Below are 19,304 nucleotides of genomic sequence, written 5' to 3'. Positions count from 1 at the left end.
GTTCTCTGCTTGAAAAGGACTAAGCGTCTGTGACCCATTCGATTTCATAGGGCTGACGAACAGCGTCGGAAATCCGTTCTCGTAACTCGTCGCTCAGAACCATCAGCTCCTGATCGCTCAGCAGGTCATAGGCGACCATCAGCCTCAAAGATAGCGAAACTTCTTTGCGTCGACGTCCGTTGAAGGCCATCGCCAGGTCCTTGTCTCGATTGCGTATGAGGCCATACAGCGTTGCGTATCGAGCGTGGGCCGATAGAGTTTCGTTCTGAGCGATCGTCTGGGCATCAGCAAGAACCCCTTGGCAGAAGCGGTCCAGTGCCAGCTTGTAAAGCTCATTGTAATTTTTCCAGTCACTGTCGGGAATCGACATACCACCCTCCTTCGCTAGACACCAGGGTACACCGAGCGCTTGGCTGGAGCAGGCCACTGGTCACCCATCAAAAAAATGAGATTGATCCGGCCTCAAAACAACTGTACAAAAACACAGTATTTTTGAATCCACTGCTTTGGAGTATCCCATGGCCTCTCTCGCAATCAAAACCACCCTGGAACGCATCGCTGTCTATCAATTCACTCCTGCCCACAGCGCACAGGCCCGAGCCATGCTCGGCTGGAGCGTCGAGGAACTGTCCCGGCAGTCCGGGGTTTCGGTCAAGGCTATCCGGCGCTTCGAAGCGGGAGGCGAGTTGCTCGATGTGACACGCCTGGCGCTCGCGTTCTGCCTTGAAGCCGAAGGCCTGGTGTTCTTCCCCGGCTTTGCACCGGGGCGTGGCATGAACATCAAGGGCGCCACGCCGGATCCGGCGGGACGGCCCGACTACGCGATGATCGAATAACCGGATCGTTGCATCAGGTATCAGGCCGCGCCAGTCTGGTTCTGATAGATAGAGGTCTCTACATCCAACCACCAGGCATAGCCGCGATTCGGATGGGTCAGGGTGAAGGCTTCGCCCATTTGCGGCGTGGTGATGGACACATTGCGCTCCCAGGCCAAGTCCAGGATGCGGTCGAAGGGTTCAAACCAGGCATGCATCGCCAGGTCGAACGTGCCATTGTGAATCGGCAGCAGCCAACGGCCCCTGAGGTCGATATGCGCCTGGAGAGTCTGCTCCGGCTGCATGTGGACGTGGGGCCAATCGACGTTATAGGCGCCGGTTTCCATCAGCGTGAGATCAAAGGGGCCGTATCGCTCGCCGATGCGCTTGAAACCGTCGAAATAACCGGTGTCACCGCTGAAGAAGATCCGCGTGCCGCCATTGATCATTACCCATGACGCCCATAGCGTGCTGTTGCCATCGAACACACCGCGACCGGAAAAATGCTGCGATGGGGTGGCAATGAACTCGATACCATCCACTTCGGTACCCTGCCACCAATCCAGCTGACGTACCTTGCTGGCTTCGATGCCCCATTTGACCAGGGTGTCGCCCACGCCAAGGGGTGTCAGGAAGTGCCGGGTCTTGGCGGCAAGCTTGAGGATGGCCTGGTAATCAAGGTGATCGTAATGGTCATGGGAAAGAATCACCGCTTCGATCGGCGGCAGGTCTTCCAGACTGATGGGTGGCTGATGGAAACGCTTGGGACCGGCCCATTGCACCGGCGACGCACGGTCGGAGAAAACCGGGTCGGTGATCCAGAATTTGTCGCGCAGCTTGAGTAGAACCGTAGAATGGCCGAGACGGAACACACTGTGGTTCGGTGCTGCCAGCAGCTCGGCGCGTGTCAGCGGTTGGACGGTGATGGCGCCCGCCGGACGGGTGGTGCGCGGTTTGTGGAGCAGCATGTTCCAGATGATACGCAGTATCTGGCCGAACCCTTCTCGCGGGGTATGGGCGTGATTGCGATACTTCCCTTGTTCGTGTCGGGAGGCAGCATTGGCAGCTGCGCTGTCGGTCGAGGAAGCAGAATTACTCATATGCGATAACTCCAAGGGCGTCGCCGGCATTGTGCTTCGCCGTTGCGGGACATTTGTGGCTGCGACGTTTACGCTCAGCCCTCACGCTAAATCTACACCACTCGGTGTAGTTTCTAGATTGCATGAATCCCGGGAGCAAGTAAACTACCAAGTGTAACTCCCCTTTCCTCAACCGACGGATGCCCATGACCGTACCGCAGCGCCTCACCGAACGGAAACGCGAAGCCATTCTCCAGGCCGCGATTGCCGAGTTCCGCAGCAGCGGTTTCGAGATCACCAGCATGGACAAGATCGCAGCGACCGCCGGTGTGTCGAAGCGTACGGTGTACAACCACTTTCCCAGCAAGGAGGAGTTGTTCGCTGAAATCCTGAATCGGCTATGGAACAGCATCACTGCTGAACAAGAAATGGCCTACAACCCGTTGGAGCCTTTGCGTGAGCAGTTGGGTCGGTTGCTGCAAGCCAAGCTGCGGATGATGTCGGACGAGAACTTCCTCGATCTGGCGCGTATCGCCATCGCCGCGACCATACATTCTCCCGAACGGGCCCAGGACATGGTTTCACGTATGGGCCAACGTGAAGAAGGCCTCACCACCTGGATTCGCCAAGCCCAGGTCGATGGCCGGCTGAAGCCCGTGGAGCCGCAATTCGCTGCCCAGCAAATGCACGGGTTGATCAAGACTTTCGCCTTCTGGCCACAGATCTCCATGGGGCAGCCGAGCCTGACCCTGGATGAACAAGTGCAGGTGATCGAGTCGGCTCTCGACATGTTCCTGATTTGCTACCAGGCTTGAGCGCCCCGCTACGAACGCGGAATGAGGATTAATGCCCCGCGGGCGTGTTCACAAATTTCTGGTGCATTTCGGTGGTCAGGCTGTCGATACGCTCGGTCAGTGCCTTGGTCATTTCTGTCAGACGGGTGTTCTGTTCCAGCAATTCGAGCAACTGCGCCGTATTGTGCGCCGCCTGGGCCTGACGCTCGCTGTTGGCAATGGCAAGGGCTTCGCGATGTTGTGCATCGGCTTCCGCTTGGGCTTTGTCCCGAGCGGCCTGGCGGGTTTGCGCCAGCAGGATCAGCGGGGCGGCGTAGGCCGACTGCAGGCTGAACGCCAGGTTCAGCAAGATGAACGGGTAGGCATCGAAATGAACGACACCCGACAGGTTCAAGCCTATCCAGATCAGCACAATCAAGGTTTGCGCGCCGAGGAACATCGGAGTGCCGAAAAAACGCGCGAACGCCTCCGCTCGCAATGCAAAGCGATCATTCCCGAAGGTGGGTCCCAGATGCGCGTGAGGGCGATGAAAACGCAAGTGATCAACCGGCGTTGCGGGGCTGGGGTGGTAAGGGGTCGCCATCGTGATGTTCTCCGCCAAGGGCTGTTGCTGAAGGCACTATAACCGTTGGGCGATTATCCTCTATCAACGCTGCGCTCGTTAAACATCAGCTCTGCCGCAGATTTCGCCCCAACTCGTCGAACAGTGTCACTACCGAACGCAAGGCGCGGCAGTCTGGTCGTGTCAGAAGCCAGAGTGCTGTGTCATAGCCCTCCAGCGGTTCGCCGAAGGGGATCAGGCCCTGGCCCTTACCGATCAGAAAATCAGGCAACGCGGCAACACCCAAACCGGCCCGCGCCAACTCGGCGACAGAGAGCATGCTGTTGCAGCGATAGGCAGGCATCACGCCGGGTAGATGCTGTCGCCGCCACGCCACGGTGGGGTGATCGGGGAGGAAGTCGTCCGGTGCGATCCAGGTCAGGGACGCCAGGTCATCCCTATTCGCCGAAGGCAGGTAGGTCGGACTGGCGCAGACTCGGTAGACGACATCGCCCAAGTGGCGGCCCACCAGATGTTCCGGCGGTGTGCGGGTCAGGCGCAAGGCAATGTCGGCATCGCGGCGACTCAGATTGGCGAAGTCGTTCGAGGTGCTCAACTCGAGGACCAATGCTGGATAGGCCGGCATGAACCGCGCCAGTGCGGGCAGCAGCAACGCTTGCAGGACAGAGTCGGTGCAGGTCAGGCGTACAGTGCCAGTGACAACCTCACCGCCCTGCTCCACACCGATACGTGCAGCCTCCAGGGCCTGCTCGGCACGCTCGGCCTGTTCGGACAGCGTCTGGGCCAGACTCGTGGGCAAATACCCGGCACGGCTTTTCTCGAACAAGGGTTGGCCCAGGGCCGCCTCGAGCCGGCGTACCGAGCGGAATACCGTGGACACATCCACATCAAGCAAGCGCGCAGCCCGAGCCAGAGAGCCGCCACGGACCAACGCCAGGATCAGAGAGAGATCGGGATAATCCAGACGATAGTGCGCCGGTGCATTGAACACTTGGATAAACGCCAATATTGAGTGCGTGAACGCCAATCTATAGTGGCTGCCAGCAATCAACAAGCGGCGAGCTCTCCATGGAAACCCAGCGTCCTTTGCACATCGCCCTGATCGGCGACCACGACCCGCAAATAACGGCCCATCGGGCTATTCCCATTGCACTTGACCTGGTCAGCAGGCAATCCGGCCAGGGCGTCAGCTTTCAATGGTTGGCGACGGATCTGATCGCCGACGACACCTCTCTGAACGACTTCGACGGCATCTGGTGCGTACCCGGCAGCCCCTACCGAGACGAAAACGGCGCCTTGCACGCCATTCGCTTTGCCCGCGAACAACGTCGTCCGTTCCTGGGTACCTGCGGTGGGTTTCAGCATGCCGTGCTGGAGTACGCGCGTCACGTGATGGGCTGGACCGATGCCGCCCACGGCGAAACCTCCCCCGGTGCAGAACGGGCGTTGCTGACGCCACTGAGCTGTGCATTGGTCGAAACCATCGACAGCCTTCAGCTTGATGCGCAGTCGTTGATTGCCGAAGCCTATGGCCGCCGGACAGTGTTCGAAGGCTATCGGTGCCGCTTTGGCGTCAATCCAGCATTTGAGCGGGATTTGCTGAGCGGCCGCCTGCATGCCGTGGCCCGGGACTCCGCGGGCGAGCTGCGGGCCGTGGAACTGCGGGATCATCCGTTCTTCGTCGCAACCCTGTTCCAGCCCGAACGCGCAGCACTGGAAGATCGTGTGCCGCCGCTGGTCAAGGCCTTTGTCCAGGCATGTGCGAGGGAGATGCCATGAACGGTCAGTATTACGCCGTGATTTTCACCACCCTGCGTACCGAGGGGGACAAGGGTTACGCCGAAGCTGCCGAACGCATGGTGACACTGGCGAGAGAGCAACCAGGATTTCTCGGCATCGAATCGGCACGGGGTGAAGATGGTCTGGGTATTACCGTATCGTACTGGAGCAGCGAGGCGGCAATCCTGGCCTGGAAGCAGCACCCCGAACACCGTGCCGTCCGCGAGCGTGGCCGTTCTACCTGGTATGCCCATTGTCATACACGGGTGTGCAAGGTCGAACGGGATTACGCGTTCCGACGCCAACCCTGACAGCCACCACAAATCCTCGTGGGAGCGAGCCTGCTCGCGATAGCGGTGGGTCTGCTTGCATCCATGCTGAGTGTGGCCGCTCCTACAGGGATGTGCGGCGGGGATCATCCTTTTACCAACTGCCGCATCGCCAGGATTTCCGGCAGGTCGCTGCGTGCCATGTATACCCGCAACGGTTCGGTGAGGTTGATGCGATCGTCGATGTTCTGATCCAGCAGCAGCTGGATCCGCTCACGCTTGAGGGTCATGGTGCCGTCCGTGACAGGTACCCAGACGAATTCGCAGGTGGGGATGATGCCGTCGTCGGCCACGTCCATGCCAAAGGCGTCTTCGCTGAAGCGCACGATGTACTGGCCGCTCTTGCGGTTCAGGCCGACAAAGCCTCTAAGTTGGTCGGCGGCCTGGCAGATGAAGGTTGAAGTGGTGCGCATGGTAAACCTCATGGATGCGTCCCGCAGGACGTCTGATCGATGGTTTACACGCAGGGCATGCGAATGCTGGTTCAGGTTTCCCTCTGTCGGGGAAACTGCTATTGCCAAGGGTACTGCAAACCTGCCTGGAAAGACGTGGGAAAAATCCGTTCCCATAGGTTTATGTCGGTTTGGCGATAGCGCTCAGAGCGTTCAGTTGTTAAAAGATAGGTTTTGCACAACGACGAAAGGATCTCGAGCATGCCTGTCACCTTTACCCGTAGCGCGTTGTTACTGAGCCTGTTGCTCGGCTTCGGTCAGACTCAGGCCGCCGAGGCGCCGAATCCCAAGGCCTTGGCCACCCGCCAAGGTATTCCCCAGCCGGCGGTGATCGCGCACCGAGGTGCTTCGTTCGATGCACCGGAATCCACCGCAGCGTCCTACAAGCTGGCTCGCGACCTCGGTGCCGATTACCTGGAGCTCGACCTGCAACGCAGCAAGGACGGCGTGTTGTTCGTGCTGCATGATGACAGCCTGCTGCGCACCACGGACGTCGCCGCCAAGTTCCCCGAGCGCAAGGACAGCAGCGCCAACGCATTCACCATGGCCGAACTCAAGACCCTCGATGCTGGCAGCTGGTTCAACACCGCCTACCCGGAGCGCGCGCGTCCTGGGTTCGCGGGGCTGAAGATCCTGACCCTCGATGAAGTCATCGACATTGCCGAGAGTAATCCGCAGCACAAGCCGGGGCTGTACATCGAAACCAAGGAGCCGAAACTGTTCCCCGGCATCGAACGCGACCTGAAGGATAAATTGCAGGACCGCGGCTGGCTGAGTCCGGCCGGTTCCAAGCTCGCCAAAAGTGCTACCGGCGTAGGCCAAGGCAAAGGCAAAGTGGTCTTGCAGACCTTCGAGAAAAGCAGTCTCGAACTGCTGCACAAGGAAATGCCGAAAGTACCAAAGGTCCTGCTGCTGTGGGTGGGCGAAGGCAACATCGAACCCAAGTCCAAGGTGACATTTGCCGAGTCCGGTGAAACCGACAAGGCGGCCTACTACGCCAGGCAAGAACCCAAGGACCGCGCCGAGTTCGAGAAATGGGTCCAGTACGCCAAGGCCCAGGGCGCCATCGGCACCGGACCGTCCGCCGCACTGACCCACGGCGGCAGCCAGAGTTATGCGGACCTGGTGCAGCCATGGATGAACCAATACACCCACGACCAGGGTTTGCTGGTGCATGTCTACACGGTGGATGAGCCGGTGGACTTCAAGAAAGTGATGGATGCCGGCGTGGATGGCATTTTCACCAACCGGGCCAGTGAATTGCTCAAGTACTTCAAGCGTCCCGAAACTGGCAGTGTGACGCAGTTGCTGGAAAAGAACGGTTACTGATCAACTGTGGGAGCAAAGCTTGCTCGCGATACGGGCGGTGCGGTTTCAGTACAACCGCATTATCGTTCGTCGCGAGCAAGCTTTGCTCCCACAGGCGTTCACTGTTCTTGTCCCAACGAACCTTGCTTCAGCAGTCCCGCGCAAAGGTTTTTCGAATTAAGGGTGAATTAAGTTGCCACGGTTAACCTGGTCCCACTTAAACGACACACCCAAGGAAAGACCTTATGAAAACGTTGACTGCCCTGTTCACCGCCGCTGTCTTGCCCCTTACCGCCGGCCTGGCCCAAGCCGACGTGCGGATCGACCAGATTCCCCAGTTGGTCAAGGAAGGCAAGATAAAGTCCCTTGAGTCGATGAACGCAGAAGCCCTGAAGTTACACCCAGGCGCGACCATCACCGATACCGACCTGGACAATCACTTCAACGGTTATGAATATGAAGTTGAACTGAAGACCGCCGACGGCAAAGAGTTCGATGTCGACTTCGACGCCACCACCGGTAAAGTCCTGAGCAACAAGCAGGATACTTGATTCATCGGCCAAAAAAGAGCCGCGCAACTTCCCGTTGCGCGGCTCTTTTTTGCCTGGAAGAAACCCTCCGATCACCACAACTGTCACAAAACCATCAAGAAAGCTTGCGATGATGCCACTCAAGTGAACCTGTAGCAGCGACAGGCACTTCCCGCCAGCGAGCCTTCATGAACCACAGCATCGATCAAAGCCACCGCGATCCGGACCTGTTCGGCCTGCTTTACGGGTTTCGTTTCCGTCCTGGCGAGCGTGGACAGGAGCTCGATTCAGCCCAGGCCTTGCGACGCCTGCAACAACCGCAAGATGAAGATGAATTTCTCTGGCTCCACTTGAATCTGGCCCATGCCGCCTGCGAGCGCTGGATGAACAGTCAGCTGGCCTTGCCACAGGAGTTCTTCGAAGCCTTGCACGAAGGCTCGCGTTCGACCCGCATCGAGCATGTGGACTCGGCACTGCTGGCGGTGGTGAACGATGTCGTGTTCGACCTGAGCAACATGGTGTCTTCGGACGTCTCCACCTTATGGGTCTGCGTCCACAGTCGATTGATTGTCAGCGCACGGCTGCAACCCCTGCACTCGGTCGACAAGCTGCGCTCATCGGTCAAGGCCGGTGAATGCTTTCGCTCGCCATTGGAATTGCTCGTGCACCTGCTGCGCGACCAAGGCGAAGTGCTGACCCAGATCGTGCGCAAGACCAGCCTCAGCGTCGACCAGATCGAGGATCAGTTGCTCTCTTCGCGACTGTCTACCAACCGCGCCGAACTCGGTGCCCAACGCCGAGTGCTGGTGCGCCTTCAGCGCCTGTTGGCACTGGAGCCAGGCTCATTACTGCGCCTGCTCAACCGGCCGCCACAATGGTTGCAGAAGGAAGACGTCAAAGAGCTGCGCAAATCCACTGAGGAATTCGCCCTGATCATCAACGACCTCACTGCGCTGGGCGAGCGGATCAAGCTGCTGCAGGAAGAAATAGCCGCCAATCTCAACGAACAGACCAACCGCACCTTGTTCACCCTGACGGTGGTCACGGTACTGGCCTTGCCCATCAATATCATCGCCGGTTTCTTTGGCATGAACGTCGGCGGCGTGCCATTGGCCACTGACCCGGAAGGCTTCTGGATCCTCGTGGCACTGGTGGCGACATTCACCCTGATCGCTGGTCGCTGGGCATTTCGCAAGCGACGCGATTATTGAGGCCGGGCGCGCGACTATTCGTCCACAGCAAGACCACCTGTAGCGAGGGCCAGCCATAGGCTGGCCGAACCGTCAGGCACTCAACCGCGCCGTCACTTCATTCAACTGCCCCGACAGGCCCTGCAAGTCTCGACTAGCCGCTTCGGTGCGTTGCACGTTGCCCAGATTGGTGCTGGCGATGCAGGTGATTTCGGTCAGGTTGCGCGAAATGTCTTCGGCCACCGACGTCTGTTCTTCCGCCGCCGTGGCGATCTGGCGGTTCATGTCGCGGATCGCCTCGACGGCCAGGGTAATGCGTTCGAGCATGGCACCGGCCTGGGTCACCTGCTCTACGCTCTCTTCGCTGCGCGACTGCCCGCTTTCGATGGCCTGGGCCGCATCCACCGCGCCGGTTTGCACGGTCTGAATGATCTGGTTGATCTCGGTAATGGACGAGGCCGTGCGCTGGGCCAGGCTGCGCACCTCATCGGCAACCACTGCGAAACCGCGTCCGGCCTCACCGGCACGAGCCGCTTCGATGGCGGCGTTGAGGGCCAACAGATTGGTCTGCTCGGCGATCCCGCGGATGACCTCCAGCACCTTGCCGATGCGTCCGCTGTCAGTTTCCAGTCGACGGATGACCGTGGCCGTGTCAGCGATTTCACCACGCATCCGGGTGATGGTATGGATGGTTCCCTGCATGACCTGCTCGCCCTGTTGGGCCGACTGGTCGGCATCGTCGGCCGCACGCGCCGCCTCGGCCGCATGGCGAGCGACTTCCTGGGCCGTGGCGGACATTTCGTTCATCGCTGTCGCCACCTGGTCGGTGCGCTCGAACTGCTCGTTGGTGCCCTGGCTCATCAGGCTGGCGATGGCATTGAGCTCACCGCTGGCGCTGTCCAGTTCCGTGGTGCTACGTTGCAGGCGGGTGAAAGTCTCGGCCAGAAAGTCACGCAGGGTATTGGCCGCCAGGGCCAGGTCACCCAATTCGTCCCGGCGATTGCTCACCACCCGATCAGCGAAACGCCCATGGCTCAATTGGGTGACATACTCGATCAGGCTGCGGATCGGCTGCACCAGGTTGCGATTGACCAGCCACAGGCTGAGCAGACCAATCACCAGGCCCGACAGCAGCATGACCGCGATCCCCGACAGAATCGTGCGATCAGCACCGGCGCTGATCTGCTGCGATTGCTCGTTGCCCAGCTTGTGCAACTCGACCACCAGCTCGCTCATTTGCTCACTGGCCGCACGGTCCACACCCTTGACGGCCGCATCGCCCGCCGCAGCATCGCCACCTGCCGCCACAAACGCTTCACGCCCTCTCTGATAGGCCGCACCCAGTTGCAGGTGTTCGTTGCGCAATTGCTCGATACGCGTTTTGAGGCTCGCCGGGACACCTTCTTCGCGCGCCATCAATTCACCCAGGATGCCCTGGACCTCGCGCTGGCGCTCCTCGAACTGCTTCCAATATTTCTCCAGCTCCGCCGGTTGCTTGCCGCGCAGCAGGACGTTCTTCCACTCCTGGACCTGCACCTTGAATTGCAGGTTGGCTTCATCGACCAACTGCGAGGCGTGCAAGGGCCCATCGATCAGGCGCCGATAGTCCTGCAGGCCATTGGAAAGGAAATGAAAGGACGCCAGGGCGATCAGCAGCATCGCCAACAGACTGCCACCCAACAGGGCAAGGATCTGAGCTCTCAGGGATTTTTGCAGGAGCATGGAACGGAATCTCCGGGAATAATAAAGCCAGGCCCACGGCCCAGTACGTCCAGACCGTCCATGTCTCACTTAAACGTCACGGCATGCATGTGGGAATACTGTCTTTGGCATCGGCCGGCCGGCCCCGTTCTTGAGCCTTCGCGAGCGCCGCTGATCCGATTGTCGACGGTCCTTGGAGGGCAATCGATGGGGTTGCCTGGACCTGTCCAGACAACCCCATCTGTCGGTACAGCAGGATTTAAAAGTCTGTTTGTCATCTCTCCTGCGGTATCCTGCTCAGGCTTTATGAAAGCGAGGATCTACCAGATCTACCAACAGACTTTGCGAGGAGCGCGATATGCACGAGATTCCTAATCTCCCCTTCCCAAGCCTGCACGACACTGAGCAGACGACCACGCTACAGGCCGGAGGGCAACCAGACGCCCGGCAACCCGAGCCCAAAGAAGCTACTGAACGCCATCAGGCCGACAGCGAAGACTGATCCATCAGCACCACCAGACCGTGTGGAAAGCGCTAAGATGCGCTTTCCACACTGCCTGAATCCCCGAGCCCCGTACCATGACCGATGACACCCCTACCTTCAGCGAAGCCCAGGCCAGTGTGCTGATCGGCACCACTGAAAAAATGGTCGAGATCTGGACGCGCCTTTCGCCAGAGAAACAGGCCGCGCTGCTGGCCCGTTTCGGTACTGAAGAGAATGCCCTCGCTGCGCTGATCACCACGCACCTGGTCGCCGGGCAAAACGACGGCTGACAGGCAAATAGTTTTACTTTTCTGCTCTTCCCCCCCACGCGCGCCGTTATCATAAGCAGCCTATCTATCCTGCTGCTCCGTGGACCTTCTCCCATGTCAGATTCTCAGCGCCCCCTGGCGGTCACGCTGCAAGTCGTTTCCATCGTTCTCTTTACCTTCATTGGCTATTTGAATATCGGCATCCCCCTGGCCGTGCTGCCCGGGTTCGTCCATGGCGAATTGGGTTTTGGCGCGGTAATCGCCGGGCTGGTGATCAGCGTCCAGTACCTGGCCACCCTCCTCAGCCGCCCTTACGCGGGCAAGATCATCGACAACCTGGGCAGCAAGCGCGCCGTCATCTTCGGCCTCGCCGGATGTGGGTTGAGCGGTGTGTTCATGCTGGCGTCCGCCTGGACTCATGACCTGCCGACCCTGAGCCTGATCAGCCTGCTGATCGGTCGCCTGGTGCTGGGCAGCGCGGAAAGCCTGGTGGGTTCGGGCTCGATTGGCTGGGGCATTGGCCGGGTCGGCGCAGCGAATACGGCCAAGGTGATTTCCTGGAACGGCATTGCCAGTTACGGCGCGCTGGCGATTGGCGCGCCGCTGGGGGTGTGGCTGGTCAAGTCCCTGGGATTGTGGAGCATGGGCGTCAGCATCATCCTGCTGGCCGTGCTGGGGGTGGCGCTGGCGTGGCCGAAAACCGCCGCGCCCATCGTCGTCGGCGAACGCCTGCCGTTCATGCATGTGCTGGGGCGCGTCCTGCCCCATGGCTGCGGCCTGGCTCTGGGCTCTATCGGTTTCGGCACCATCGCCACCTTCATTACCCTGTACTACGCGACCCGGCATTGGGACAACGCGGTGCTGTGCCTGAGCCTGTTCGGTGCCTGCTTCATCGGCGCGCGCTTGCTGTTCGGCAATCTGATCAATCGCCTGGGGGGCTTTCGGGTCGCGATTGCCTGCCTGTCGGTGGAAACCCTTGGCTTGTTGCTCTTATGGCTGGCACCGGATGCGCAGTGGGCATTGGCGGGCGCAGCGTTGAGTGGCTTTGGTTTTTCGCTGGTATTTCCGGCACTGGGTGTCGAGGCCGTCAACCTGGTGCCGGCTTCCAGCCGTGGGGCGGCGGTGGGCGCCTATTCGCTGTTCATTGATTTGTCGCTGGGGATCACCGGACCGTTGGCCGGTGCGATTGCGGCAGGGTTTGGCTTTGCCTCGATCTTCCTGTTCGCGGCCTTGGCAGCGCTCGGCGGCTTGGGGTTGAGCATCTACCTGTACCGGCAGGCGCCGAGGTATCGCGAGGAACGGAGCAGAAGCTAGTGGCCTGTACGGTTAATTCGAGTACGCGAATTAGCCACACAGGCCACTAGAAGTCTACCTTGCCCCGCCCGGCCTTGATCGAGCCACGCTTGCTCTTGGATTCCAGGCGACGCGTCTTCGACCCCAGGGTCGGTTTGGTCGGGCGGCGCTTCTTCTCGACCTTGGTGGCACTGAGGATCAGTTCGACCAGGCGTTCCAGTGCATCGGCCCGGTTCTGCTCCTGTGTCCGGTATTGCTGGGCCTTGATGATCAACACGCCGTCGCTGGTAATGCGGCTGTCACGCAGGGCCAGCAGCCGCTCCTTGTAGAACTCGGGCAATGACGAAGCCGGGATGTCGAAGCGCAGGTGCACGGCGCTGGAGACCTTGTTGACGTTCTGCCCCCCGGCGCCCTGGGCGCGGATGGCCGTCAGCTCGATCTCGGCATCGGGGATGTGCACGTTGTTGGAAATCGCCAGCATGAAAAGTGTCCGGTATCAGGCCCCACAGAATACCCCGAATCCCAGGGACAACGCTCAATCCCTGTGGGAGCGAGCCTGCTCGCGATTGCGGTGTGCCAGCCACCATTGACGCTTCTGACCCGACGCCATCGCGAGCAGGCTCGCAGAGGGTGAATCAGAAAAAACAAACCCGGCATTCAGCCGGGTTTGGGGTATTTCAGGAAAGCCTACTTGGCAGCCGCCACAGTCAATCCATGCTGGGCACTGCGCTTGTTCTTGATCACATAGCACACCCACATGAACACCAGCCACACCGGAATCGCGTACACCGAAACCTGGATGCCGGGGATCAACAGCATTACGCCCAGGATGAACACCACGAACGCCAGGCAGATGTAGTTGCCGTAGGGGTACCACAGCGCCTTGAACAGCGGCACCTGGCGAGTCTGGTTCATGTGCTGGCGGAACTTGAAATGCGAGTAGCTGATCATCGCCCAGTTGATCACCAGGGTCGCGACCACCAGCGACATGAGCAGTTCCAGCGCATGCTGCGGGATCAGATAGTTCAACAGTACCGCGACCAGCGTCACCGCCGCCGAGGCGAGGATCGAACGCACCGGCACGCCACGCTTATCGATACGGGCCAGGGCCTTGGGCGCATCGCCCTGCTCGGCCATGCCCAGCAGCATGCGGCTGTTGCAGTAGGTACCACTGTTGTACACCGACAGCGCGGCGGTCAGCACCACGAAGTTGAGAATGTGCGCCGCCGTGTTGCTACCCAGCATCGAGAACACCTGCACGAACGGACTGCCGCTGTAGGCATCACCGGAGGCATTGAGTGTGGTCAGCAGGCTGTCCCAAGGCGTCAGGGACAACAGCACCACCAGGGCACCGATGTAGAAAATCAGGATCCGGTAGATCACCTGGTTGATGGCCTTGGGGATCACGGTTTTCGGCTTGTCAGCCTCGGCAGCGGTAAAACCGAGCATTTCCAGGCCGCCAAAGGAGAACATGATGATCGCCATCGCCATCACCAGGCCGCTCACGCCGTTGGGGAAGAACCCACCGTGGGACCACAGGTTGGTCAACGAAGCCTGCGGGCCGCCGTGGCCACTGACCAGCAGGTAGCTGCCCAAGGCGATCATGCCGACAATCGCCACGACTTTGATGATCGCGAACCAGAACTCGGCTTCACCGAAGACCTTTACATTGGCCAGGTTGATGGCGTTGATCAGGATGAAAAAAGCCGCCGCCGAGACCCAGCTCGGGATGTCAGGTGCCCAGTAATGGATGTACTTGCCCACAGCTGTCAGCTCGGACATGCCCACCAGGATATACAGAATCCAGCAATTCCAACCCGACAGGAACCCGGCGAAACCGCCCCAGTACTTGTGGGCAAAGTGGCTGAAAGAACCGGCCACCGGCTCTTCGACGATCATTTCGCCCAACTGGCGCATGATCATGAAGGCGATGAAGCCGCAGATGGCGTAGCCCAGGATCATCGACGGGCCGGCTGACTTCAGCACCCCCGCCGACCCCAGGAAAAGGCCGGTACCGATCGCGCCGCCGAGGGCGATCAATTGAATATGTCGATTTTTCAGGCCGCGCTTAAGCTCGCCTGAATGCGAGTTTTGTCCACTCATGGGAAGGGTCTCACGCAAGGTTTGATAATGGTCGTCAGGCGTTGCCGCTCGAATCAGATCTCAAGCAGCGCCAATCAAACCCCAGCGCAGGTACCAGGAATTCAGCGTTTTTACGGTCATGCGTCACCTGTTTGTTTTTATCTGTGACGAAATCGAACCCGACACGCTTGTGGCGTGGCGGAATGAGCAAGGCGGATAACCTTGAAGATGCGTGGGTACGCGAAGGGTCACAGTAAAACGCGGCGCATTGTACACCGCCGACCTCCCGCTGCCAGACACCATCACAAGGCATGCCGCGCATCTCACCCTTCCCACGGCCTTGAAACAAGCCGTCGGGAACCGAGGAGCGCCACATTTGACAGCGCCGATGGAAGCTTTTTCTTACATTCGTGGAATGCCAGATTTCAGATCGAGTGAGTCGGCAGTTTCCGTAAATATTTCTTTACGATGCGTAACACATTTTTTCCATGTAGGAATTTTCTGTAGGCCGTCTGGAAATTGACGGTAGAAAGCTTCCTAACGAATAAACCTCCCAGGTAACTGTTTCAAATAAGCAAAAAAAATCACGAGAAATAGAACAAAAAGTTCATCTCAAAAAAATAAAATTATTTTTTGCATTCCAAAAAACCGTCGACTAGGTTTTAGCGACTTGCCCGGGCATCGTGCCGGCAAGCCTTGCGGGGCCTCATGCGGTCAGCTTTCACTCACCGGATTGCCCGCAACTTTCCGTAAAAGTCATCTAGGAGATTCACTATGCAAGCACTGGACAAAGACTTGGAAACCGAACTGCAATTGGACGAATGGTTTGAAGCGCCAACCCATGAAGCCGCCGTTGAAATGATGCAAGCCGACGCCGTCGTTCCGTTCGGCACGGCGATGTGGCCTCTGTAAGCGCAACCCGGCGGAGCTGATCCGGCCGGTCGGCTCCGCCACTTTTAGCAGGTTGTCCGGGACGCTAATCGATCAGGGAAGAAAACAAGTATGGACACACAACGAGCCATCTCTCATTTCCTTTACTACCTCGAACACCACCCTGCCCTGGCCGGCATCCAGCCCGCCAAGGTACTGCTCGGCCATACCGCCGACTATGAAGCACTGACCGGTGCCATTGCCGAACAAGCCGGCAACGCCTCACCCTTCCGGTTCAGCGCCATGCGCCTGGACCTTGAACCCACGGAGCGCCTGTCCAAGGCCATTGCCGACAGCGATCTGTACATTTTCTTCTACGACTCTTCCACCCTGCCCAACCCTAGGCCCGACGGCCCGGACTTTGTCCGTGCGCTGCAAGGCGTGATGGCGGACAACTGGAAGAAATCGCTGCTGTTCAAGGACTACGGCGACTATTTCTACGACACCTTCAGCGTCATCCCACAACGTATCGCCGGGCTCAACAGCCACCTCATCCGGCGCATGTCCCAGGCAAGTACATTGAGCTTCCAGGACGAGCACGGCTCGTACTTCGATACGGTCCTGGACAGCGCCAGGAAGTGGACCGACATCAACGGCCTCGGCAACTACGACCTGGCCCCTGGTGAAATCGCCACCCACAGTGACACCATCAATGGCCGGGTGAGTTTCGTCGGCACATTCCTGAGCACCATTCCGTTTGCCCGCAAATATGGGGTGCTACAGTCGCCGCTGGAGCTGTGGATCGAAGACTCCACTATCCAGAAAATCGCTACCGAAGTGCCGGGCCTGGAACATGACTTCAACCGATACCTGGATGCCAACCCGTCCAACCGGCGCATCGAGGAGTTGGGGATCGGCACCAACGAAGGGGTCAAGAGCCTGTATGCCCGCAACGCCGGATTCGAGGAGCGACATTGCGGCCTGCACCTGGGGTTGGGTGGCGGCGCCAAGGGCAGCCACCACCTGGATCTGATTTTCGAGAGCGGTGTGCTGGCGCTGGATAATGAGCCGATGTTTGATGGGCGGTTTGTGCTTTAGTCTGCTGGGGATTGTGGTTGGTGATGCCGGCCTCTTCGCGAGCAGGCTCGCTCCCACAATTGATCTCCAGTGAATGGAAAACTCGTGCTCGCCACCATTCCCCTGTGTGCGAGCCTGCTCGCGATGACGGTCTCAGCTACACCCCATCGCTGAAGCCAGGCCAAAAAAAACGCCAACCCTAGGGTTGGCGTTTTTTCTTGCCGCTTGCCGCTAGAAACTCAAAGCGGCCTCACTCCGGCTTGCGACGCCCAAACCCCGGACGCTGCCCCGAGCCCGCCGGGGCACCACGACGCTTGCCCGACGGCGCATCCCGATCCACCAAGGTGATGGCCGGGCGTTTCTTCGAGGTCGGCTTGGCCGGACGCTTGACGTCGACCGGACGCTCAGCCACCGGTGTACCACGGCCTTCGCCACGCTCAGTCCGGCCATTGGCCGGGCGCGGCGTGCGTGGACCGCGCTCGCCATCCTGACGAGGCCCCGGTTTGCGGGCCGGACGTTCGCCTTCGATCTGCGGCTCGCGGGGAGCACGTGGGCCAGGCGCCGCGCCCTCAGCCGCTGGACGCAAGGTTCGCACGCGCTCGGTCTTGCCCATCGGGCGCGAGGATTTACGCTGCATCCGCTCCAGCTTGTCCTTGCTCTTGGCGGTCATCTGCGGCATTGCCACAGGCGTAAGGCCTACTTCAGCCGACAGGATGTCGACTTCCTGCTGGCTCATTTCGCGCCAGCGCCCCATTGGCAGGTCGGAGTTGAGGAACACCGGGCCGAAACGCACGCGCTTCAGACGGCTGACTACCAGCCCCTGGGATTCCCACAGACGACGCACTTCACGGTTACGGCCTTCCATCACCACGCAGTGGTACCAGTGGTTGAACCCTTCACCACCCGGCGCCTGCTTGATGTCGGTGAAGCGCGCCGGACCGTCTTCCAGCACGACGCCAGCCTTCAGGCGCTCGATCATCTCATCGTCGACTTCGCCCCGTACGCGCACGGCGTACTCGCGGTCCATCTCGTAGGACGGGTGCATCAGGCGATTGGCCAGCTCACCGTCGGTGGTGAACATCAGCAAGCCGGTGGTGTTGATGTCGAGGCGGCCGATGTTGATCCAGCGACCTTCTTTCGGACGCGGCATCTTGTCGAACACCGTCGGACGGCCTTCCGGGTCGTCACGGGTGCAGATCTCGCCGTCGGGTTTGTTGTACATGATCACGCGGCGCACTGTTTCGGCAGCCTCTTCGCGCTTGATCACCTTGCCATCGATGGTGATGGCGTCGTGCATGTCGACGCGCAGACCCAAGGTGGCATCTTTGCCATTGACCTTGATCCGGCCCTGGGTGATCCAGGCTTCCACGTCGCGGCGCGAGCCGACGCCGATGCGGGCGAGGACTTTCTGCAGTTTCTCGCCTGCGGGGCCGATTTCGTGGCTGTCGTTCTTGTCTTGGTCTTTCATGCTGGGCACCTCCCGGTGTGGTCTTGAAAAGGGTCGTCTGGCGAAGCGTTCGCCAAAGGGTCGCGAATCATACGCCCGTTGAGGCGTTTGCGCATCAGAGACTAGTTGATCGATGGGTGCTCAGTGGTTTTTCCGCCGATCGGGTGTCTACCGTCCCTGCATTCCCCTGTGGGAGCGAGCCTGCTCGCGATGACGGCAGCATGTCCTATATCGATGCATGCTTAACGACCGCTATCGCGAGCAGGCTCGCTCCCACAGGGGGTGCGGTGTCAGCTGGATCAATCGTCAAACTGGCGACGTTCGTTCTCAATCGCTTCAGCCAGCGCCCGGGCTTCGGCTTCTTCGTCAGTCAATTCAGGCTCGGCTGTGGGTGGCTCAAGGGCAGCCACGGCGGCCAGCAGTTTTTCCCGGGCTTCGGCAACCCCGAGAATGTCCTCTTCGGGTTCAGCCTCGGCCGCGGGTTCAACTGCGTGATCAGGCGCCTCGCCTTCAGGTTCCGGACCGTCACGCAGCAAGTCGTCGAAATCGGTCTTGAGTCCCTCCTCCATGGTGTCCAGCTCCAGCAGTAACGAATGGAAACTGGTTTCTTCCTTGGGCTCCTCCGGTTCGGCACTCGCGTCGGCCAGGTCTTGCAAACCCTGGGGTACCGGGGCGTCGTCGAACTCGAGCATCGGCTCGGGCTCCAGCTCCCGCAGTTCAGCCAACGGTGGCAGGTCATCAAGGTTTTTCAGGTTGAAATGATCAAGGAAAGCCTTGGTGGTGGCGAACATCGCCGGTTTGCCTGGCACGTCGCGGTAGCCGACCACTCGGATCCACTCGCGCTCAAGCAGAGTCTTGACGATGTGACTGTTGACCGCCACGCCCCGCACGTCCTCGATCTCACCACGGGTGATCGGTTGGCGGTAAGCGATCAAGGCCATGGTTTCGAGCATGGCGCGGGAATAGCGCTGGGGCCGTTCCTCCCACAGGCGTCCGACCCAGGGCGCGAATTTCTCGCGGATCTGCAAGCGATAACCGGAAGCCACTTCCTTGAGTTCAAACGCCCGCCCCTCGCAGGACTTGCCCAGCAGGGTCAGGGCTTTCTTGAACACGGCTGGTTCCGGCCGCTCGCCTTCTTCGAAAAGCTCGAACAGACGCTCCATCGATTGCGGCTTTCCAGAGGCCAACAGGAAAGCTTCAAGCAAGGGTGCCAGCTCACGGGGTTCAGTCAGATTCATTGATT

22 protein-coding genes are annotated in these 19,304 nt (G+C 59.7%); 12 read left to right on the top strand and 10 right to left on the bottom strand.

Going from position 1 to position 19,304, the window contains the following annotated elements; translation table 11 throughout:
- Window positions 1-19 precede the first annotated feature (19 nt).
- Window positions 20-370, bottom strand: coding sequence for a hypothetical protein (locus AD665_RS13280; protein ID WP_053192385.1), 351 nt, complete (start codon window positions 368-370; stop codon window positions 20-22).
- A 148-nt stretch (window positions 371-518) separates the two neighbouring features.
- Between AD665_RS13280 and AD665_RS13275 the strand changes: the two genes are divergently transcribed.
- Window positions 519-836, top strand: coding sequence for a helix-turn-helix domain-containing protein (locus tag AD665_RS13275; protein WP_024779566.1), 318 nt, complete (start codon window positions 519-521; stop codon window positions 834-836).
- A 20-nt stretch (window positions 837-856) separates the two neighbouring features.
- On the opposite strand, the gene AD665_RS13270 is transcribed toward AD665_RS13275, so the two are convergent.
- Window positions 857-1,915 carry an MBL fold metallo-hydrolase gene (locus AD665_RS13270; RefSeq protein ID WP_053192383.1) on the bottom strand — a complete coding sequence of 353 codons (1,059 nt, stop codon included), beginning with the start codon at window positions 1,913-1,915 and terminating at the stop codon, window positions 857-859.
- 185 nt (window positions 1,916-2,100) lie between these two features.
- On the opposite strand from AD665_RS13270, the gene AD665_RS13265 reads away from it, so the two are divergent.
- Window positions 2,101-2,709: a TetR/AcrR family transcriptional regulator gene (locus AD665_RS13265; RefSeq protein ID WP_024779564.1), complete on the top strand. Its 609-nt coding sequence runs from the start codon at window positions 2,101-2,103 to the stop codon at window positions 2,707-2,709.
- 28 nt (window positions 2,710-2,737) lie between these two features.
- On the opposite strand, the gene AD665_RS13260 is transcribed toward AD665_RS13265, so the two are convergent.
- The gene (locus tag AD665_RS13260) at window positions 2,738-3,271 is read right to left on the bottom strand and encodes a DUF1003 domain-containing protein (RefSeq protein WP_024779563.1); all 534 of its coding nucleotides are present in this window, start codon (window positions 3,269-3,271) and stop codon (window positions 2,738-2,740) included.
- 85 nt (window positions 3,272-3,356) lie between these two features.
- Window positions 3,357-4,304 (bottom strand): LysR family transcriptional regulator, encoded by a 948-nt coding sequence (locus tag AD665_RS13255; protein ID WP_053192381.1) that lies wholly within the window; start codon window positions 4,302-4,304, stop codon window positions 3,357-3,359.
- A 14-nt stretch (window positions 4,305-4,318) separates the two neighbouring features.
- Here AD665_RS13255 and AD665_RS13250 point away from each other — a divergent pair, with 14 nt between their 5' ends.
- Together AD665_RS13250 and AD665_RS13245 are read left to right on the top strand one after the other, a co-directional pair.
- Window positions 4,319-5,029, top strand: a complete 711-nt coding sequence (locus tag AD665_RS13250) for a CTP synthase C-terminal region-related (seleno)protein (protein WP_024779561.1) — start codon at window positions 4,319-4,321, stop codon at window positions 5,027-5,029.
- Window positions 5,026-5,340, top strand: a complete 315-nt coding sequence (locus AD665_RS13245) for an antibiotic biosynthesis monooxygenase family protein (protein WP_024779560.1) — start codon at window positions 5,026-5,028, stop codon at window positions 5,338-5,340. Before AD665_RS13250 ends, AD665_RS13245 begins: the two co-directional genes overlap by 4 nt.
- Window positions 5,341-5,444: 104 nt before the next feature.
- Here AD665_RS13245 and AD665_RS13240 read toward each other — a convergent pair whose 3' ends face one another.
- Entirely contained in the window at window positions 5,445-5,771 is a 327-nt protein-coding gene (locus AD665_RS13240) for a DUF2025 family protein (protein WP_024779559.1), read from the bottom strand.
- A gap of 240 nt (window positions 5,772-6,011) precedes the next feature.
- Between AD665_RS13240 and AD665_RS13235 the strand changes: the two genes are divergently transcribed.
- The 3 genes from AD665_RS13235 (at window position 6,012) to AD665_RS13225 (ending at window position 8,859) form a co-directional block, all read left to right on the top strand.
- Window positions 6,012-7,139, top strand: coding sequence for a glycerophosphodiester phosphodiesterase (locus AD665_RS13235; RefSeq protein WP_053192379.1), 1,128 nt, complete (start codon window positions 6,012-6,014; stop codon window positions 7,137-7,139).
- Between the two features lie 224 nt (window positions 7,140-7,363).
- On the top strand, window positions 7,364-7,669 hold the full coding sequence (locus AD665_RS13230; protein WP_053192377.1) for a PepSY domain-containing protein: 306 nt from the start codon (window positions 7,364-7,366) through the stop codon (window positions 7,667-7,669).
- A 167-nt stretch (window positions 7,670-7,836) separates the two neighbouring features.
- The gene (locus AD665_RS13225; protein WP_053192375.1) at window positions 7,837-8,859 is read left to right on the top strand and encodes a transporter; all 1,023 of its coding nucleotides are present in this window, start codon (window positions 7,837-7,839) and stop codon (window positions 8,857-8,859) included.
- 72 nt (window positions 8,860-8,931) lie between these two features.
- Here AD665_RS13225 and AD665_RS13220 read toward each other — a convergent pair whose 3' ends face one another.
- Entirely contained in the window at window positions 8,932-10,560 is a 1,629-nt protein-coding gene (locus tag AD665_RS13220; protein ID WP_053192373.1) for a methyl-accepting chemotaxis protein, read from the bottom strand.
- A 337-nt stretch (window positions 10,561-10,897) separates the two neighbouring features.
- Between AD665_RS13220 and AD665_RS27600 the strand changes: the two genes are divergently transcribed.
- The 3 genes from AD665_RS27600 to AD665_RS13210 all read left to right on the top strand — a co-directional run bounded on the left by AD665_RS27600 (window position 10,898) and on the right by AD665_RS13210 (window position 12,606).
- The gene (locus AD665_RS27600; protein ID WP_167355718.1) at window positions 10,898-11,041 is read left to right on the top strand and encodes a hypothetical protein; all 144 of its coding nucleotides are present in this window, start codon (window positions 10,898-10,900) and stop codon (window positions 11,039-11,041) included.
- Window positions 11,042-11,118: 77 nt separating this feature from the next.
- The gene (locus AD665_RS13215; RefSeq protein WP_024779554.1) at window positions 11,119-11,313 is read left to right on the top strand and encodes a hypothetical protein; all 195 of its coding nucleotides are present in this window, start codon (window positions 11,119-11,121) and stop codon (window positions 11,311-11,313) included.
- A gap of 93 nt (window positions 11,314-11,406) precedes the next feature.
- Complete coding sequence (locus AD665_RS13210) at window positions 11,407-12,606, top strand: MFS transporter (RefSeq protein WP_024779553.1); 1,200 nt, start codon at window positions 11,407-11,409, stop codon at window positions 12,604-12,606.
- Window positions 12,607-12,652: 46 nt separating this feature from the next.
- Here the strand turns inward: AD665_RS13210 and arfB are convergent, their stop codons facing one another.
- Together arfB and AD665_RS13200 are read right to left on the bottom strand one after the other, a co-directional pair.
- A complete protein-coding gene (gene arfB / locus AD665_RS13205; protein ID WP_024779552.1) occupies window positions 12,653-13,066 on the bottom strand; it encodes an alternative ribosome rescue aminoacyl-tRNA hydrolase ArfB in 414 nt (137 codons plus the stop codon).
- Between the two features lie 206 nt (window positions 13,067-13,272).
- Window positions 13,273-14,688, bottom strand: coding sequence for an amino acid permease (locus tag AD665_RS13200; RefSeq protein ID WP_024779551.1), 1,416 nt, complete (start codon window positions 14,686-14,688; stop codon window positions 13,273-13,275).
- Window positions 14,689-15,441: 753 nt separating this feature from the next.
- Here AD665_RS13200 and AD665_RS27595 point away from each other — a divergent pair.
- Entirely contained in the window at window positions 15,442-15,579 is a 138-nt protein-coding gene (locus AD665_RS27595; protein WP_003178782.1) for a hypothetical protein, read from the top strand.
- 90 nt (window positions 15,580-15,669) lie between these two features.
- Complete coding sequence (locus tag AD665_RS13190; protein ID WP_053192371.1) at window positions 15,670-16,635, top strand: M29 family metallopeptidase; 966 nt, start codon at window positions 15,670-15,672, stop codon at window positions 16,633-16,635.
- A 229-nt stretch (window positions 16,636-16,864) separates the two neighbouring features.
- Here the strand turns inward: AD665_RS13190 and rluB are convergent, their stop codons facing one another.
- Together rluB and scpB are read right to left on the bottom strand one after the other, a co-directional pair.
- Window positions 16,865-18,082 carry a 23S rRNA pseudouridine(2605) synthase RluB gene (gene rluB, locus AD665_RS13185; protein WP_024779549.1) on the bottom strand — a complete coding sequence of 406 codons (1,218 nt, stop codon included), beginning with the start codon at window positions 18,080-18,082 and terminating at the stop codon, window positions 16,865-16,867.
- A 278-nt stretch (window positions 18,083-18,360) separates the two neighbouring features.
- Window positions 18,361-19,299 (bottom strand): SMC-Scp complex subunit ScpB, encoded by a 939-nt coding sequence (gene scpB / locus AD665_RS13180; RefSeq protein ID WP_024779548.1) that lies wholly within the window; start codon window positions 19,297-19,299, stop codon window positions 18,361-18,363.
- Window positions 19,300-19,304: the final 5 nt, after the last annotated feature.

Source organism: Pseudomonas corrugata (assembly GCF_001269905.1).
Taxonomy (GTDB): Bacteria; Pseudomonadota; Gammaproteobacteria; order Pseudomonadales; family Pseudomonadaceae; genus Aquipseudomonas; species Aquipseudomonas corrugata.
The sequence above is the reverse complement of the archived record's forward strand: the minus strand, read 5'-3'. Positions and strand labels throughout refer to the sequence as shown.

Bases quoted from the DNA above. Each gene is read 5' to 3' on its own strand.
- AD665_RS13190 (WP_053192371.1), top strand. From the start codon at position 15,670: ATGGACACACAACGAGCCATCTCTCATTTCCTTTACTACCTCGAACAC.
- AD665_RS13225 (WP_053192375.1), top strand. From the start codon at position 7,837: ATGAACCACAGCATCGATCAAAGCCACCGCGATCCGGACCTGTTCGGC.
- arfB (WP_024779552.1), bottom strand. From the start codon at position 13,066: ATGCTGGCGATTTCCAACAACGTGCACATCCCCGATGCCGAGATCGAG.
- AD665_RS13250 (WP_024779561.1), top strand. From the start codon at position 4,319: ATGGAAACCCAGCGTCCTTTGCACATCGCCCTGATCGGCGACCACGAC.
- rluB (WP_024779549.1), bottom strand. From the start codon at position 18,082: ATGAAAGACCAAGACAAGAACGACAGCCACGAAATCGGCCCCGCAGGC.
- AD665_RS13220 (WP_053192373.1), bottom strand. From the start codon at position 10,560: ATGCTCCTGCAAAAATCCCTGAGAGCTCAGATCCTTGCCCTGTTGGGT.
- AD665_RS13275 (WP_024779566.1), top strand. From the start codon at position 519: ATGGCCTCTCTCGCAATCAAAACCACCCTGGAACGCATCGCTGTCTAT.
- AD665_RS27595 (WP_003178782.1), top strand. From the start codon at position 15,442: ATGCAAGCACTGGACAAAGACTTGGAAACCGAACTGCAATTGGACGAA.
- AD665_RS13200 (WP_024779551.1), bottom strand. From the start codon at position 14,688: ATGAGTGGACAAAACTCGCATTCAGGCGAGCTTAAGCGCGGCCTGAAA.
- AD665_RS13270 (WP_053192383.1), bottom strand. From the start codon at position 1,915: ATGAGTAATTCTGCTTCCTCGACCGACAGCGCAGCTGCCAATGCTGCC.
- AD665_RS27600 (WP_167355718.1), top strand. From the start codon at position 10,898: ATGCACGAGATTCCTAATCTCCCCTTCCCAAGCCTGCACGACACTGAG.
- scpB (WP_024779548.1), bottom strand. From the start codon at position 19,299: ATGAATCTGACTGAACCCCGTGAGCTGGCACCCTTGCTTGAAGCTTTC.
- AD665_RS13210 (WP_024779553.1), top strand. From the start codon at position 11,407: ATGTCAGATTCTCAGCGCCCCCTGGCGGTCACGCTGCAAGTCGTTTCC.
- AD665_RS13265 (WP_024779564.1), top strand. From the start codon at position 2,101: ATGACCGTACCGCAGCGCCTCACCGAACGGAAACGCGAAGCCATTCTC.
- AD665_RS13240 (WP_024779559.1), bottom strand. From the start codon at position 5,771: ATGCGCACCACTTCAACCTTCATCTGCCAGGCCGCCGACCAACTTAGA.
- AD665_RS13230 (WP_053192377.1), top strand. From the start codon at position 7,364: ATGAAAACGTTGACTGCCCTGTTCACCGCCGCTGTCTTGCCCCTTACC.
- AD665_RS13260 (WP_024779563.1), bottom strand. From the start codon at position 3,271: ATGGCGACCCCTTACCACCCCAGCCCCGCAACGCCGGTTGATCACTTG.
- AD665_RS13215 (WP_024779554.1), top strand. From the start codon at position 11,119: ATGACCGATGACACCCCTACCTTCAGCGAAGCCCAGGCCAGTGTGCTG.
- AD665_RS13235 (WP_053192379.1), top strand. From the start codon at position 6,012: ATGCCTGTCACCTTTACCCGTAGCGCGTTGTTACTGAGCCTGTTGCTC.
- AD665_RS13245 (WP_024779560.1), top strand. From the start codon at position 5,026: ATGAACGGTCAGTATTACGCCGTGATTTTCACCACCCTGCGTACCGAG.
- AD665_RS13280 (WP_053192385.1), bottom strand. From the start codon at position 370: ATGTCGATTCCCGACAGTGACTGGAAAAATTACAATGAGCTTTACAAG.